The organism is Microbulbifer sp. ABF4_148 (genome assembly GCF_056158985.1).
In genome coordinates this window covers 3,536,542-3,549,377 of record NZ_JBSWUI010000001.1, presented here as the reverse complement: position 1 = coordinate 3,549,377, position 12,836 = coordinate 3,536,542, and the positions used below count along the sequence as shown (strand labels likewise).

General features: G+C 58.1%; 13 protein-coding genes. 12 read left to right on the top strand and 1 reads right to left on the bottom strand.

Going from position 1 to position 12,836, the window contains the following annotated elements; translation table 11 throughout:
- The first annotated feature begins 28 nt into the window (after window positions 1-28).
- A complete protein-coding gene (locus ACXAD0_RS15660; RefSeq protein ID WP_475089550.1) occupies window positions 29-3,037 on the top strand; it encodes an EAL domain-containing protein in 3,009 nt (1,002 codons plus the stop codon).
- A gap of 62 nt (window positions 3,038-3,099) precedes the next feature.
- Here the strand turns inward: ACXAD0_RS15660 and ACXAD0_RS15655 are convergent, their stop codons facing one another.
- Window positions 3,100-3,903: an inositol monophosphatase family protein gene (locus ACXAD0_RS15655; protein WP_475089548.1), complete on the bottom strand. Its 804-nt coding sequence runs from the start codon at window positions 3,901-3,903 to the stop codon at window positions 3,100-3,102.
- Window positions 3,904-4,120: 217 nt separating this feature from the next.
- Between ACXAD0_RS15655 and trmJ the strand changes: the two genes are divergently transcribed.
- The 11 genes from trmJ (at window position 4,121) to rlmN (ending at window position 12,748) form a co-directional block, all read left to right on the top strand.
- Entirely contained in the window at window positions 4,121-4,942 is an 822-nt protein-coding gene (gene trmJ, locus ACXAD0_RS15650; protein ID WP_475089547.1) for a tRNA (cytosine(32)/uridine(32)-2'-O)-methyltransferase TrmJ, read from the top strand.
- A gap of 161 nt (window positions 4,943-5,103) precedes the next feature.
- On the top strand, window positions 5,104-5,607 hold the full coding sequence (gene iscR, locus ACXAD0_RS15645; protein ID WP_475089546.1) for a Fe-S cluster assembly transcriptional regulator IscR: 504 nt from the start codon (window positions 5,104-5,106) through the stop codon (window positions 5,605-5,607).
- Between the two features lie 76 nt (window positions 5,608-5,683).
- Entirely contained in the window at window positions 5,684-6,898 is a 1,215-nt protein-coding gene (locus tag ACXAD0_RS15640; RefSeq protein WP_475089544.1) for an IscS subfamily cysteine desulfurase, read from the top strand.
- Between the two features lie 29 nt (window positions 6,899-6,927).
- The gene (gene iscU, locus ACXAD0_RS15635; protein ID WP_475089543.1) at window positions 6,928-7,338 is read left to right on the top strand and encodes a Fe-S cluster assembly scaffold IscU; all 411 of its coding nucleotides are present in this window, start codon (window positions 6,928-6,930) and stop codon (window positions 7,336-7,338) included.
- Between the two features lie 13 nt (window positions 7,339-7,351).
- Window positions 7,352-7,675 carry an iron-sulfur cluster assembly protein IscA gene (gene iscA / locus ACXAD0_RS15630; RefSeq protein WP_475089542.1) on the top strand — a complete coding sequence of 108 codons (324 nt, stop codon included), beginning with the start codon at window positions 7,352-7,354 and terminating at the stop codon, window positions 7,673-7,675.
- Window positions 7,676-7,790: 115 nt separating this feature from the next.
- The gene (hscB, locus tag ACXAD0_RS15625; RefSeq protein ID WP_475089541.1) at window positions 7,791-8,315 is read left to right on the top strand and encodes a Fe-S protein assembly co-chaperone HscB; all 525 of its coding nucleotides are present in this window, start codon (window positions 7,791-7,793) and stop codon (window positions 8,313-8,315) included.
- A gap of 2 nt (window positions 8,316-8,317) precedes the next feature.
- Complete coding sequence (gene hscA, locus ACXAD0_RS15620) at window positions 8,318-10,177, top strand: Fe-S protein assembly chaperone HscA (RefSeq protein WP_475089540.1); 1,860 nt, start codon at window positions 8,318-8,320, stop codon at window positions 10,175-10,177.
- Window positions 10,178-10,232: 55 nt separating this feature from the next.
- On the top strand, window positions 10,233-10,571 hold the full coding sequence (fdx, locus tag ACXAD0_RS15615; RefSeq protein WP_475089539.1) for an ISC system 2Fe-2S type ferredoxin: 339 nt from the start codon (window positions 10,233-10,235) through the stop codon (window positions 10,569-10,571).
- A 38-nt stretch (window positions 10,572-10,609) separates the two neighbouring features.
- On the top strand, window positions 10,610-10,804 hold the full coding sequence (iscX, locus tag ACXAD0_RS15610) for a Fe-S cluster assembly protein IscX (protein WP_475089538.1): 195 nt from the start codon (window positions 10,610-10,612) through the stop codon (window positions 10,802-10,804).
- 253 nt (window positions 10,805-11,057) lie between these two features.
- The gene (gene ndk / locus ACXAD0_RS15605) at window positions 11,058-11,486 is read left to right on the top strand and encodes a nucleoside-diphosphate kinase (RefSeq protein WP_475089537.1); all 429 of its coding nucleotides are present in this window, start codon (window positions 11,058-11,060) and stop codon (window positions 11,484-11,486) included.
- Window positions 11,487-11,620: 134 nt separating this feature from the next.
- The gene (rlmN, locus tag ACXAD0_RS15600; protein ID WP_475089536.1) at window positions 11,621-12,748 is read left to right on the top strand and encodes a dual-specificity RNA methyltransferase RlmN; all 1,128 of its coding nucleotides are present in this window, start codon (window positions 11,621-11,623) and stop codon (window positions 12,746-12,748) included.
- The last annotated feature ends 88 nt before the right edge of the window (window positions 12,749-12,836 follow it).

The window sequence follows — 12,836 nt, the reverse complement described above, 5'->3', positions numbered from 1 at the left end:
TGAAAATGAATTCAATGGTGGCAACCGAATGAAAAGCTGGATTTCGGCGATCTCTTTGCATTCCCGCTATACAGGGCGAGCAGATCCCCAAATCTGGGTGACCGTCCTCTATTTCGCGGTGATCAACGCTGCGCTGGTGCTTTTCAGCAAGAAAGTTCTCGGCCATGACGATGGTGCTGCCGCGCTCTGGCTGGCAGATTCGGTCGCCATCGCTTTTCTGTATCGCCGGGCACTCTACGAGTGGCCGATTCTGATTGCCGTTTACGGCTTTATCAATGTTTCCTGTGGCCTGTTCCTCGGGTACACGCTGCAAAGCTCTGTGGTGTATATGCTGGCGGGATTGTCACAGGTCCTGATCGCGTCGGTGTTGTTGGTGCGTTACTGCCCTCGCGCAGACTTCTTTGATGGCCTTCAGCAATGGTATCGCTTTGCCCTGGCTTCTGCCGCGATCTCCCCGTTGTCCAGTGCGACCCTGGGATCGCTCTATCTCCACTACGCATTTGATACTGCCTTTTTTGAAGTATTCCTGCTGTGGTATACCGCCGATGCGATGGGTACGTTAATTCTGCTGCCAGTGTTCCTGTTGTGGTTCGAGCGCGGTGGGTTTTCAGGGGCAGAATGGCGTAACCCCCTCCGGTTTTCCCTGATCGCAGCGGCGGCCATTGGCTCGTCGCTGTTGTTGATGGGGCTTGTCACTTACCCCTTCGTCTACGTTGCACTGATCCTGTTATGGACGGCCACCTTGCTCTCGCTGATGCAGACGCTGGTGGTGATTTGTGTCGCGAGCGTATTGTTGGCGGTGCGCTTTGTTGCGCTGGAAGGCCTGGTTGGCCAGATCGCGTCCGGACTGGAGAACAATCTGGCGCGTGTGGATTTTCTGGTGGCGACCTTCGCTTCGGTGATCCCAGCGTATGTACTGGCGGTGTATACCAATATCGAACGCCAACGGAACGCGCGTATTACCGAAGTGGAGGGCAGCTTCCGCTCGGCCATCGAGGATTCCCGTATCGGGATGCTGGTGATTTCCCTGGAGGGCGAAATTCTGCAGGTTAATCGCAGTCTCTGTCATTTTCTCGGGTATCACTCCGAGGAGCTTGAGGGGCGCCGCCTGCAGGATATTTTACGAGGCGAGAATCTCGCCGCCCCGGAAGGGGAGTTGTCGCCGGCTCTCGACCGCTCCTCCCAGTGTATGGAGCAAAGATTTAAGCGCAGCGATGGCAGTCTTGCCTGGGGCTTCCTTTCGTTTTCTGTTGCCAGGGATATTCACGGGAACGCGCTTTACGTGCTGGCCCAGGTTGAAGATATCGAGTGGCGTAAAATCAGCGAAAACAAATTGCTGGAAGCCAAGGAGCATTTGCAGGTTACCCTTGCTGCGATCACCGATGCGGTCATTTCCACTGACACCGAGCTCCGTATTACCTACATGAATCCCATTGCGGAGCAAATGACAGGCTGGACGCTCGAAGAGGCGCGCGGTATGCCGATCGATACGGTGTGCTCCATTACCGATAGTGGCAGCGGCCAGAAACAGGTGGCCCCGGCGGCCGAGTCGCTGGTGCGCGGCGCGACGGTGTCGGGCCCAGACAGCGCGGTGCTGCATGGTTTGCATGGACGTAGCTACGACATCGAGAGCTCTGCCTCTCCGTTGTCCAACCCGCGGGGAGAGCAGCTGGGTAGCGTGCTGGTGTTCCAGGATGTGAGTGAGCAGCGTCGATTAATTGCGCAGCTCAGCTACAAAGCCTCTCACGATGACCTCACCGGCCTGCCCAATCGTGACGCGTTCAAGCGTGAACTCCTCAATGCGATTGAGGAGGCGGATGCAGAGGGCGTACGGCATTGCCTGGTGTATCTGGATCTGGACCGCTTCAAGGTCATCAATGACAGTGCCGGTCATCTCGCCGGCGATGCCCTGTTGCGCGAGGTCAGTAATTGCTTGCGCAGTCAGTTGCGCGAGGGGGATCGCGTCGCGCGGCTCGGGGGGGACGAGTTTGGTCTGCTGTTCCGCAACTGCAACAGCGCTGAATCCTTGCGTCGCAGTGAGGGCCTGATCGCCCAGATCGGTTCCCTGCGTTTTCCCTGGAACAACCGGATTTACGATGTCGGTGCAAGCGCGGGCGTAACAGAAATCAACCATGGCAACAGTCGTTTGGGGGATTTGTTGAGCCAGGCGGATGTTGCCTGCTACTCGGCAAAGCGCACGGCGCGCGGCAGTGCCATGGTGTACGAGGCGGAATCCAGTACCGCCGCGGACCAGCACCGCGAGCTGATTATGGCTTCGGCTATCCAGGAGGCGATTGACGAGCAGCGTTTCTCGCTCTGTTTGCAGCCCATTGCAGTTAGTGAATCCCCAGAGCAGATCAGCCATTACGAATTGCTGTTGCGCATGCGGGATGAAGCGGGCCAGCTGATTATGCCGATGGACTTTGTGCCGGCGGCAGAACGCTACGGTTTGATGCTCAAAATCGACCGTTGGGTAATTGGGGAAGTACTGCTGCGGCAGGCGGCGAAGATTACCGAGGTGGGCATCAGTCTGTTCATTAATATTTCGGCAGACGCACTGGGTGATCGGGAATTTCAGCAGCAGTTGCTAGAGGCGTTGGACCGTACCCCGATTCCGCTGGATCGTATTGGTTTCGAAATTACCGAAACCGCGATGATCAACCAGATGGATCGTGCCAGTCATTTTGTGACGAGCCTGCGTCGCATGGGGTGTCGGATTGCTTTGGACGACTTTGGCAATGGCCTCAGCTCGTTTAACTACCTGAAGGCATTCGCTATCGACTTTATCAAGATCGATGGGAGCTTTGTCCGTCAGGTGGAAACCAATTTCGTGGACCTGATTATCGTGGAGTCCATCCATCAGGTTGCCCACCGTCTCGGTGCGCGCACTATCGCGGAATATGTCGAAGATGAGGCGACGTTGGAGCGGGTGCGCTCAGTGGGGGTAGATCTTGTACAGGGCTACTTCATTGGCCGCCCACTGCCACTGCAGCACTTGCTTGACCCTGAAATTATCGAGGCAGACAACCCCGATTGAGCGCGAGAAAAAATTGGGGGTGCCCCGCCAACCGCGATCGGGTTGGCAGGGTGCGGGTGTACTTAACGGACTTTGCCCAGGTGGCGCCCAACAATCTGCAGCAGGGGCTTGAAGACTTTGGGGCTTGCGCAAACCAGGTGGCCCGAGTCGAGGTAATCCTCGCCGCCGCGGAAGTCGCTGATCAGGCCGCCGGCTTCTTTAACCAGTAGAGAACCTGCGGCGATATCCCAGCTGTTCAGGTGCATTTCCCAGAACCCGTCAAAACGGCCCGCCGCAACGTACGCGAGGTCCAGGGCCGCGGCCCCGGGACGACGGATACCCGCGGTTTGTCCCGCAATTTCTTTCAGGGCGGCGAGATAGGGGTCGATATTGTCCAGGGCCAGGCCGTTAAAGGGAATTCCGGTGCCAATCAGGGCGCCTGACAGGTTTTTGCGCGGAGACACGCGAATTCGGCGGCCGTTCAGTGCGGCGCCGCGACCGCGACTTGCGGTAAATTCTTCACGTTTGATCGGATCGAGAACAACCGCGTGCTCGATACGGCCGCGATAGCGGCAGGCGATCGAAACGGCGAACTGTGGGATCCCGTGGATAAAGTTGGTGGTGCCATCCAGCGGATCAATGATCCACTCGTAGTCAGGCTCTGCGCCTTCAATGCGGCCACCTTCCTCGCCCAGGATGCTGTGTTTGGGGTAGGCCTTGCGCAGGTGATAGATGATCTCCTGTTCACTGGCGCGATCCACTTCCGTTACAAAGTCATTGCGGCCTTTTTCTTCGTATTGGGTAATATCATTCCGCTCCCAGGCCCGTTCGATCAATTCTCCAGCCTTGCGCGCAGCGCGCAGGGCGATATTCAGCATGGGTTCCATAACTCTTCGCACCAGTAAATAAAAGATTTAAACAGCAGACTCGGGCCGGCCGAGCGGGCGCGATTGTAACAGGCCTTGGCATCGCAGGCCTATAGTCGATAGCCCTGTGAGTGTCTGGCTGGTCGCAGCACGGGATTGGCACGACGCCCTTGTGGGGATTCCCGTGCATTTTTGCTACACTCGCGCGCCCGCAACTGCTCAACGCTTGCTTATTAGTATGGCCAAGTCTCCTTTTGATACCTTCGATATTGCTGCGTCGCTCGACAATGTGCGTATTGTCCTCGTCAACAGTGCCCACCCGGGCAACATTGGTGGGGCCGCCCGCGCGCTGAAGAATATGGGGCTGAGTCAGCTATATCTGGTGGCGCCGCGTGAGTTCCCGGCGGCCAATGCGGTGTGGCGGGCTGCCGGGGCCGCAGAACTGCTGGATTCGGCGGTTGTGGTGGATACCCTCGAGGAAGCGGTTGCCGATTGTGGTCTGGTTGTCGCGACCAGTGCACGCGAGCGGCGTATTCCCTGGCCGTTGCTGACGCCGCGTGAATGCGGCGAGCGGGCTGTGGCGGAGGCGTCGACTCATCCTGTGGCGCTGGTTTTCGGGCGCGAAGACCGGGGGCTTACCAACGAGGAGCTACAGGCGTGTAACTTCCACGTGCATATTCCTTCCAATCCGGAGTACAGCTCACTGAACCTGGCTACCGCGGTGCAGGTGCTGGCTTACGAGGTGCGGGTTGCTGCGCTCGAGGCGGAAAAGGGTGGCGCCCTCAATTACGCTGATTGGGACCGGCCACCGGCCAAGGCCAGCGATATGGAGCTGTATTTCGATCACCTGCAGCTGGCGCTGGCGGAGCTCGGCTTTATCGATCCAGACAATCCACGTCAGACAATGACCCGTTTGCGCAGACTGTTCAGTCGAGTCCGTCCGGACGATATGGAGCTCGGTATCCTGCGCGGTATGCTCACGGCCATTCAGAACCATATTCATCGCTCCGGAGGGCAGGGGCGCCCCGCATCCGATCAGGCCAGCCCCGAGTCTGAGTGATCCCACTGCGTAACCAGAAGTGATTGACTGGTCGTGCTGGTTTGGTCCTTGTTGGCGCTTAACAATACCCGACTAAATCACTTGGTTGTATACTTGACTGTGGAGGTGGGTTATTCCATACTCGCGCCCGCAAATGGGCGATGGACCAGTTGGGAGCAGACATGCGATTGACAACCAAGGGCCGTTACGCGGTCACGGCGATGCTGGATCTGGCGTTACACGCTGATCGCGGGCCGATTAGTCTGGCGGATATCTCCAAGCGCCAGGGTATCTCGCTGTCTTATCTCGAGCAGCTGTTCTCCCGCCTGCGGCAATCCGGTCTGGTCTCCAGTGTCCGTGGGCCCGGAGGCGGCTACCGTTTGGCGCGAGGCGGGGACGACATCTTCGTTGCCCAGATCGTGGACGCGGTCAATGAATCGGTGGATGCCACCAGCTGCGGCGGTACCAATAACTGCGCAGGCGGTGAGCAGTGCCTGACCCATCACCTGTGGTGCGACCTGAGCGCCCAGATTCACAGTTTTCTGAATGGCATCAGCCTGGCCAATCTGGTGGCGCGGGCAGATGTGCAGGAAGTCGCGCGACGTCAGGATATGCGCGAGTTTGCGACAGACGAGGGAGCGAACAATGCTCCCGAGGAAAAAATTGCGTTGCTGGGTGGCCTCTGAGAGAGGCTTTCTCTGGCGAGAAGGACCACAGCACGTCTTTTGATAGACAGAGTTTAGTGCGCGGAGATTGTTGACTATGAAACTTCCTATTTACCTGGATTACTCTGCTACCTGCCCGGTAGACCCGCGCGTGGCCCAAAAGATGGCAGAGCAGCTGACGATGGAGGGTAACTTCGGTAACCCGGCGTCCCGTTCCCACCTGTTCGGCTGGAAGGCGGAAGAGGCGGTCGAAGATGCACGTCGTCACGTCGCTGACCTAATCAATGCGGATCCGCGCGAGATTGTCTGGACCAGTGGTGCAACTGAGTCCGACAACCTGGCAATCAAAGGTGCTGCGCACTTTTACCAGGGTAAGGGCAAGCACATCGTTACCTCCAAGATTGAGCACAAGGCGGTCCTGGATACCTGTCGCCAGCTTGAGCGTGAGGGCTTTGAAGTCACTTACCTCAATCCGCGCGAAGACGGTCTGGTGTATCCCGAGCAGGTGGAAGAAGTCCTGCGCGATGACACCATTCTGGTGAGCCTGATGCACGTCAACAACGAAATCGGCGTAGTGAACGATATTGACGCAATTGGCGAGCTGTGCCGCGCACGGAAAATTATTTTCCATGTGGATGCTGCGCAAAGCCTTGGCAAGATGCCGATCGACCTCGGTGCAACGAAGGTCGACCTGATGTCCTTCTCTGCCCACAAAATTTATGGCCCGAAGGGCATTGGTGCCCTGTATGTGCGCCGCAAGCCGCGTGTGCGCCTTGAAGCGCAGATGCACGGCGGCGGTCACGAGCGCGGCATGCGTTCCGGTACGCTGGCAACCCACCAGATCGTGGGTTTTGGTGAAGCCTGTCGTATCGCCAAAGAGGAAATGCCCGAAGAGGCGAAGCGTCTGGAAGGTCTGCGTGATCGATTCTGGAAGCAGATCGATGACATGGAAGAGGTGCATATCAACGGCACCCTGGATGCTCATGTACCGGGCATCCTCAACGTCAGCTTTGCGTTTGTTGAGGGCGAGAGCCTGATCATGTCGCTCAAGGATCTCGCGATCTCTTCCGGCTCCGCCTGTACCTCAGCAAGCCTGGAACCGAGCTATGTCCTGCGAGCGCTCGGCGTCAATGACGAGCTTGCACACAGCTCGCTGCGCTTCAGCTTCGGCCGTTTTACCTCGGAGCAGGATGTGGATACCGCTGCAGCAGAAGTGCGCAAGGCGGTAGAAAAATTGCGCGAACTGTCCCCCCTGTGGGACATGTACAAGGACGGCATCGATCTCAACACGATCGAATGGGCCGCCCACTAAGTAGCACGTGAATACTCAGGAGAAACGTCATGGCCTATAGCGATAAAGTAATTGACCACTATGAACATCCGCGTAACGTCGGTCGCCTGGATGACAAGTCAGACAAAGTCGGTACTGGTATGGTCGGTGCACCTGCCTGTGGTGACGTCATGCGATTGCAGATCCAGGTGGACGACAATGGCGTGATCGAGGATGCCAAGTTCAAAACCTACGGTTGTGGTTCTGCCATTGCCTCCAGCTCCCTTCTGACGGAGTGGGTCAAAGGCAAGACCATCGATGAAGCCGAGCAGATCAAGAACACTGCGATTGCGGAAGAGCTGGCTCTGCCGCCGGTAAAAATTCACTGCTCTGTGCTCGCCGAAGATGCGATCAAAGCGGCAGTGCGTGATATCCGTGAAAAGCGCGGTGAGACTGTCAGCAGCGAAGAAGCTGCGAGCTGAGTAAAGGCGTAATATGGCAATCACCATGACCGAGGCGGCGCAGGCTCACGTCCAGCGCCAGCTCGAAAAGCGTGGCAAAGGCATCGGGATCCGTGTTGGTGTACGCACTGCCGGATGCTCGGGGATGGCATATGTCCTCGAATTCGTCGATGAGGCCGAGGCCGAAGATCACGTGTTTGAGCAAGGTGGCGTCAAGTTACTGGTGGATCCCAAGAGTCTCGCCTTTCTCGACGGTACTGAGCTGGACTTTGTCAAAGAAGGCCTCAATGAAGGCTTCGCCTTCTCTAATCCCAACGTCAAGAACGAGTGTGGGTGCGGGGAAAGTTTTCACGTGTAATCCCGGCTTTGCCTGGGTGAAGGGCCGGATGCCGCGCAGCATGCCGGCCTTTTTTGTAGGTCCCCGGTAAAGTGCGAAGGTCTTTTTACCGGGTGCGAGTGGAGATCAGGAAGGAATGAGCGAGCAGCAGAATTATTTCGAAATTTTCGCCCTGCCGCCGGCCTTTGATGTCGATCGAGCGGCGCTGTCACAGCGCTATCGCGAATTGCAGAAGGAGTTTCATCCTGATCGCTATGCGTCGCGCTCGGATCGTGAGCAGCGGCTTGCGATGGAATATGCCGCGCGGATTAATCAGGCGCACGCAACGCTGCGTGATCCGGTGGCGAGAGCGGCCTATCTATTGGAGTTGGCGGGCGTGGAAATTGCGCCCGAGCAGACGACGTCGGACACCTCCTTTTTGATGCAGCAAATGATGCTGCGCGAACGCCTCGAAGAGGTGCGCGGCGAGGCTGATCCGGCTGCGGCACTGGAATCGCTGGAATTTGAGGCCTCTGAGCTGTTTCGTGCGCAACAACAGACATTTGCCGAGTGTTATACCGCGGGTAAGGTGGCTGACGCCGAGGCGTCGATGCGCAAGCTGCAATTTCTCGCCAAACTGCTGCGGCAAATTGAAGAACTGGAAGAAGAGTTACTGGACTGAGCATGGCATTACTGCAGATCTCTGAGCCGGGCCAGACGCCCGAGCCGCACCAGCGCAAGCGCGCAGTAGGAATAGACCTAGGGACGACGAACTCCCTGGTCGCAGCCATGCGCAGCGGCAGCGCGGAGGCGATTGCCGCGGAGGATGGCAGCATCATCCTGCCGTCGGTCGTGCACTATGGCGACAAGGACGTTTTGGTTGGCGCGGCTGCGCGTGCGCATGCGGCGGTGGATCCGTACAACACGTTGTTGTCGATCAAACGATTGATGGGCCGCGGTGTGGGTGATGTGCAGGGGCTCGGTGAGCAGTTGCCTTACCGTTTCGCTGAGACGAACGGCGGTATGCCCGCAATTGAGACCCGCAGTGGCGCGGTGAATCCGGTGCAGGTGTCTGCTGAGATCCTGCGGGTGCTTGCCCGTCGCGGTGCAGAGGCCCTGGGTGGAGATCTCGATGGCGCAGTGATCACTGTGCCTGCGTATTTCGATGATGCCCAGCGGCAGGCCACCAAGGACGCTGCACAGTTGGCCGGGCTGCATGTGCTGCGCCTGTTGAATGAGCCCACGGCAGCCGCCGTGGCCTATGGCCTCGATCAGGGCGAAGAGGGTGTCATTGCGGTCTACGACCTCGGTGGCGGCACCTTTGATATTTCGATCTTGCGCCTGTCACGTGGTGTGTTTGAAGTGCTTTCTACCGGTGGCGATACCGCGCTGGGCGGGGATGACTTTGACCGCGCGATTGCAGAGTGGATTGCCGCAGAAGCGGGTATCGGTAGCGACCTGGATCCGGGCACCCAGCGGACTTTGTTGGATCAGGCATGTGCGGCCAAAGAAGCGCTGGCGCAGGAAGCAGAAGTGGCACTGGCGTTCGGCGAGTGGCGCGGCAGTTTGGATCGCGCCGGTCTGGCGGCACTGCTGGACCCGCTGATTGAGCGCACGCTGAGGGCGTGTAAACGTGCTCTGCGGGATGCCGGTCTGGACAAGGGCGAGGTTGACGAAGTGGTGTTGGTGGGTGGCTCCACTCGGGCACTACGGGTGCGTGAGCGGGTTGCCGACTTCTTCGGACGCGCGCCCCATGCGGATATCGATCCAGATCAGGTGGTGGCGATCGGCGCCGCGATCCAGGCAGACGTACTGGTAGGAAACAAGTCCGGCGACGACCTGCTGTTGCTGGATGTCATTCCCCTGTCCCTGGGGATTGAAACCATGGGTGGTTTGGCGGAAAAGCTGATTCCCCGGAATACCACGATTCCTGTGGCCAAAGCCCAGGAGTTCACCACATTCAAGGACGGCCAGACGGCCATGGCAGTACATGTGGTTCAGGGCGAGCGCGAACTGGTGCAGGATTGCCGCTCGCTGGCGCGTTTTGAGTTGCGCGGGATCCCGCCGATGGTAGCCGGTGCCGCGCACATCCGGGTGACTTTCCAGGTAGACGCGGACGGTCTCCTGTCGGTCACTGCGATGGAAAAGAGCAGTGGCGTCAGTGCGGATATTACTGTTAAGCCATCCTACGGCCTGGACGATTCTGAAGTGACGCGGATGTTGCGGGACTCGTACGATCACGCCGAAGAAGACATTGCCGCGCGCTCCTTGCGTGAAGCGCGTGTGGAAGCTGAGCGCACCCTGGAAGCACTGTTGGTTGCCTTGCAGGAAAACGGTGCAGAACTGCTGCATGCCGAAGAGCTCGATGCGCTCGAGTCTGGTATGCAGGCGTTGCGCGAAGCGCATAACGGCAGTGATGCCGACGAGATTCGTCGTCGGATCGAGTCCCTCAACGAGGCTTCCGAGTCCTTTGCTGCGCGACGCATGGATGTTTCCATCAAGCGCGCGATGCAGGGGCACAACCTGGATGAATTTGATCAATAAGCTGTTTGCTGGCGTATAGGCCCCGCCGGCGTGAGCAGACAAGAGAGCGAGAGTTATGCCGAAAATCGTATTCCTGCCCCATGAGGAAATTTGCCCGGAGGGGAAAGTCGTTGAAGTCGAGAGTGGTGTCAGTATTTGTGATGCTGCTCTGGCGCATGGTGTAGAGATTGAGCACGCCTGTGAAAAATCCTGTGCCTGCACCACCTGTCACGTGATTGTGCGCGAGGGTTTCGATTCACTGGGCGAGGCCGACGAGCTGGAAGAAGACCTGCTGGATAAGGCCTGGGGCCTGGAGCCCGAGTCGCGCTTGTCCTGTCAGGCGCTGGTAGAGGATGAAGATCTGGTGGTCGAAATTCCCAAATACACGATCAATCAGGTTTCTGAGCGTCACTGATCCCCGGGTCAGCGACGAGGAATGAAAGGGAGTGCACCATGAAGTGGACCGATATCAACGATATTGCCATTGAACTCTATGAAGCCCATCCGGATGTCGATCCACTACAGGTCAACTTTGTCGACCTGCGCTACTGGGTGATGTCCCTGCCCGGATTCGACGACGATCCCAGTCGCTGCGGGGAGAAGATCCTGGAGGCTATCCAGGCGGCCTGGATCGAAGAGGCAGAGTAGGGTGCCTGACCGGGTGGTCGGCCTTCGCTGTCCTGCCCGCCGGTACCCCCTGGCGTGATCGTGGAGAAATAGTACAAACTTCGTGCAGTACCGCGTATAATCCGCCCGCCGCGAATGGCGGCCGGCCCGGAACCAGTCCCGTAATTGACGGTTTAGTCAGCGGAATACCGGGCCTCGACATCAAAGGAATTCAAGGAAGAGCAACTACGGTTGCTCTTCCTGTATGTAAAACCATTTATATCTGGAGAACACAATGGCCCTGGAGCGCACTCTTTCTATCATCAAGCCGGACGCGGTCGCCAAGAACGTTATCGGCGAAATCGAGAGCCGTTTCGAGAAGGCTGGTCTGCGTATTGTTGCCATGAAGATGGCCCACCTGAGCCGTGAAAAGGCGGAAGGTTTCTACGCTGAGCACAAAGAGCGTCCTTTCTTCAAGGATCTGGTCGACTTCATGACTTCCGGTCCGGTCGTTGTGCAGGTTCTGGAAGGCGAGAATGCTATCCTGGCGAACCGTGACCTGATGGGTGCCACTAACCCGCAGGAAGCCGCTGCCGGTACCATCCGCGCCGACTTTGCCCAGAGCATCGACGCGAACGCCGTTCACGGTTCCGACTCCCCGGAATCTGCAGCGCGTGAAGTCAGCTACTTCTTCGCTGACGACGAAATCTGCCCGCGCGGCTGATCCTGTCACTGGAGGTCTTCCTCCGGTACGCTTTCCCGGTCCGCCCGCTGCGCGGGCCGTGGAAACTCCCCACTGGCGCGAGCCGGTGGCGGCATCTGACTATCAATCGTGCCTTATCGGCGCAAGGTGTATCCATGACCGCAACCACCAACGAAAAAGTTAACCTGCTGGGTTTGTCGCTCGACAAGCTGGGTGCGTTCTTTGAGTCGCTGGGCGAGAAGCGCTTTCGTGCCGTGCAGGTGCTGAAGTGGATCCACCAGAATGGCGTCGACGACTTTGAGCAGATGACCAATGTCAGCAAGGCACTGCGGGCGAAGCTGGCAGAAATTGCTGAAATCCGTGCGCCGGAAGTCATCAAGCAGTGGGATTCGGCCGACGGGACCCGTAAGTGGCTGATCAAGATTGAGGGCGGCAACGCGGTGGAAACCGTGTATATCCCCGATGGTGACCGCGGAACCCTGTGCGTTTCCTCGCAGGTGGGTTGCTCCCTGGATTGCAGTTTCTGTGCGACCGGCAAGCAGGGTTTCAATCGGGATCTCACCGCGGCAGAGATTATTGGCCAGGTCTGGATTGCCTGCCGGTCTTTTGGCCAGATGGGGCCGAATACACCGCGCAAGGTGACCAATGTGGTGATGATGGGTATGGGCGAGCCCCTGCTCAACTTTGATAACGTTGTCGATGCCATGAACCTGATGATGGAAGACAATGCCTACTGCATTTCCAAGCGCCGGGTGACCCTGAGTACTTCCGGGGTTGTGCCTGCATTGGATCGGTTGGCAGAGGTCACGGATGTCAGCTTGGCAATCTCCTTGCATGCTCCCAATGACGAGTTGCGCAACGAGCTGGTGCCGATCAACAAGAAGTACCCGATTGCCATGTTGCTCGACAGTGCCCAGCGGTATATCGCCCAGATGCCGGACAGCCATCGGAAGATGACCATCGAGTACACCCTGATTCGGGAGGTGAACGATCGTCCGGAGCACGCGGAGCAGCTGGCCGAATTGCTGCGAGATGTGCCCGTCAAGATAAATCTGATACCCTTTAACCCGTTTGAGCTGTCGGACTACCAGCGGGTCAGCAACAACGCTTTGCGACGCTTTCAACAGATTCTGCTGGACAAGGGGTATACAGTAACGGTCCGAACGACCCGTGGCGATGATATCGACGCGGCTTGTGGTCAATTGGCAGGGAGCGTCAATGACCGCACCCGGCGCTCACAGCGCTATCGGGATACAGAGCGCCCGGTACGCATCGTTGGTTGATCGGTGACCACAAGACCGGTCATCCGTTGGCGACACGAGCGCAATAAGTAATCAAACATAGCTGGCGAGGGACCCGCGGCAACAACCA

Coding starts and splice junctions, on each gene's coding strand:
- iscR (WP_475089546.1), top strand. CDS start 5,104: ATGCGATTGACAACCAAGGGCCGTTACGCGGTCACGGCGATGCTGGAT.
- ACXAD0_RS15655 (WP_475089548.1), bottom strand. CDS start 3,903: ATGGAACCCATGCTGAATATCGCCCTGCGCGCTGCGCGCAAGGCTGGA.
- ndk (WP_475089537.1), top strand. CDS start 11,058: ATGGCCCTGGAGCGCACTCTTTCTATCATCAAGCCGGACGCGGTCGCC.
- fdx (WP_475089539.1), top strand. CDS start 10,233: ATGCCGAAAATCGTATTCCTGCCCCATGAGGAAATTTGCCCGGAGGGG.
- hscA (WP_475089540.1), top strand. CDS start 8,318: ATGGCATTACTGCAGATCTCTGAGCCGGGCCAGACGCCCGAGCCGCAC.
- iscU (WP_475089543.1), top strand. CDS start 6,928: ATGGCCTATAGCGATAAAGTAATTGACCACTATGAACATCCGCGTAAC.
- iscA (WP_475089542.1), top strand. CDS start 7,352: ATGGCAATCACCATGACCGAGGCGGCGCAGGCTCACGTCCAGCGCCAG.
- trmJ (WP_475089547.1), top strand. CDS start 4,121: ATGGCCAAGTCTCCTTTTGATACCTTCGATATTGCTGCGTCGCTCGAC.
- ACXAD0_RS15660 (WP_475089550.1), top strand. CDS start 29: ATGAAAAGCTGGATTTCGGCGATCTCTTTGCATTCCCGCTATACAGGG.
- ACXAD0_RS15640 (WP_475089544.1), top strand. CDS start 5,684: ATGAAACTTCCTATTTACCTGGATTACTCTGCTACCTGCCCGGTAGAC.
- iscX (WP_475089538.1), top strand. CDS start 10,610: ATGAAGTGGACCGATATCAACGATATTGCCATTGAACTCTATGAAGCC.
- hscB (WP_475089541.1), top strand. CDS start 7,791: ATGAGCGAGCAGCAGAATTATTTCGAAATTTTCGCCCTGCCGCCGGCC.
- rlmN (WP_475089536.1), top strand. CDS start 11,621: ATGACCGCAACCACCAACGAAAAAGTTAACCTGCTGGGTTTGTCGCTC.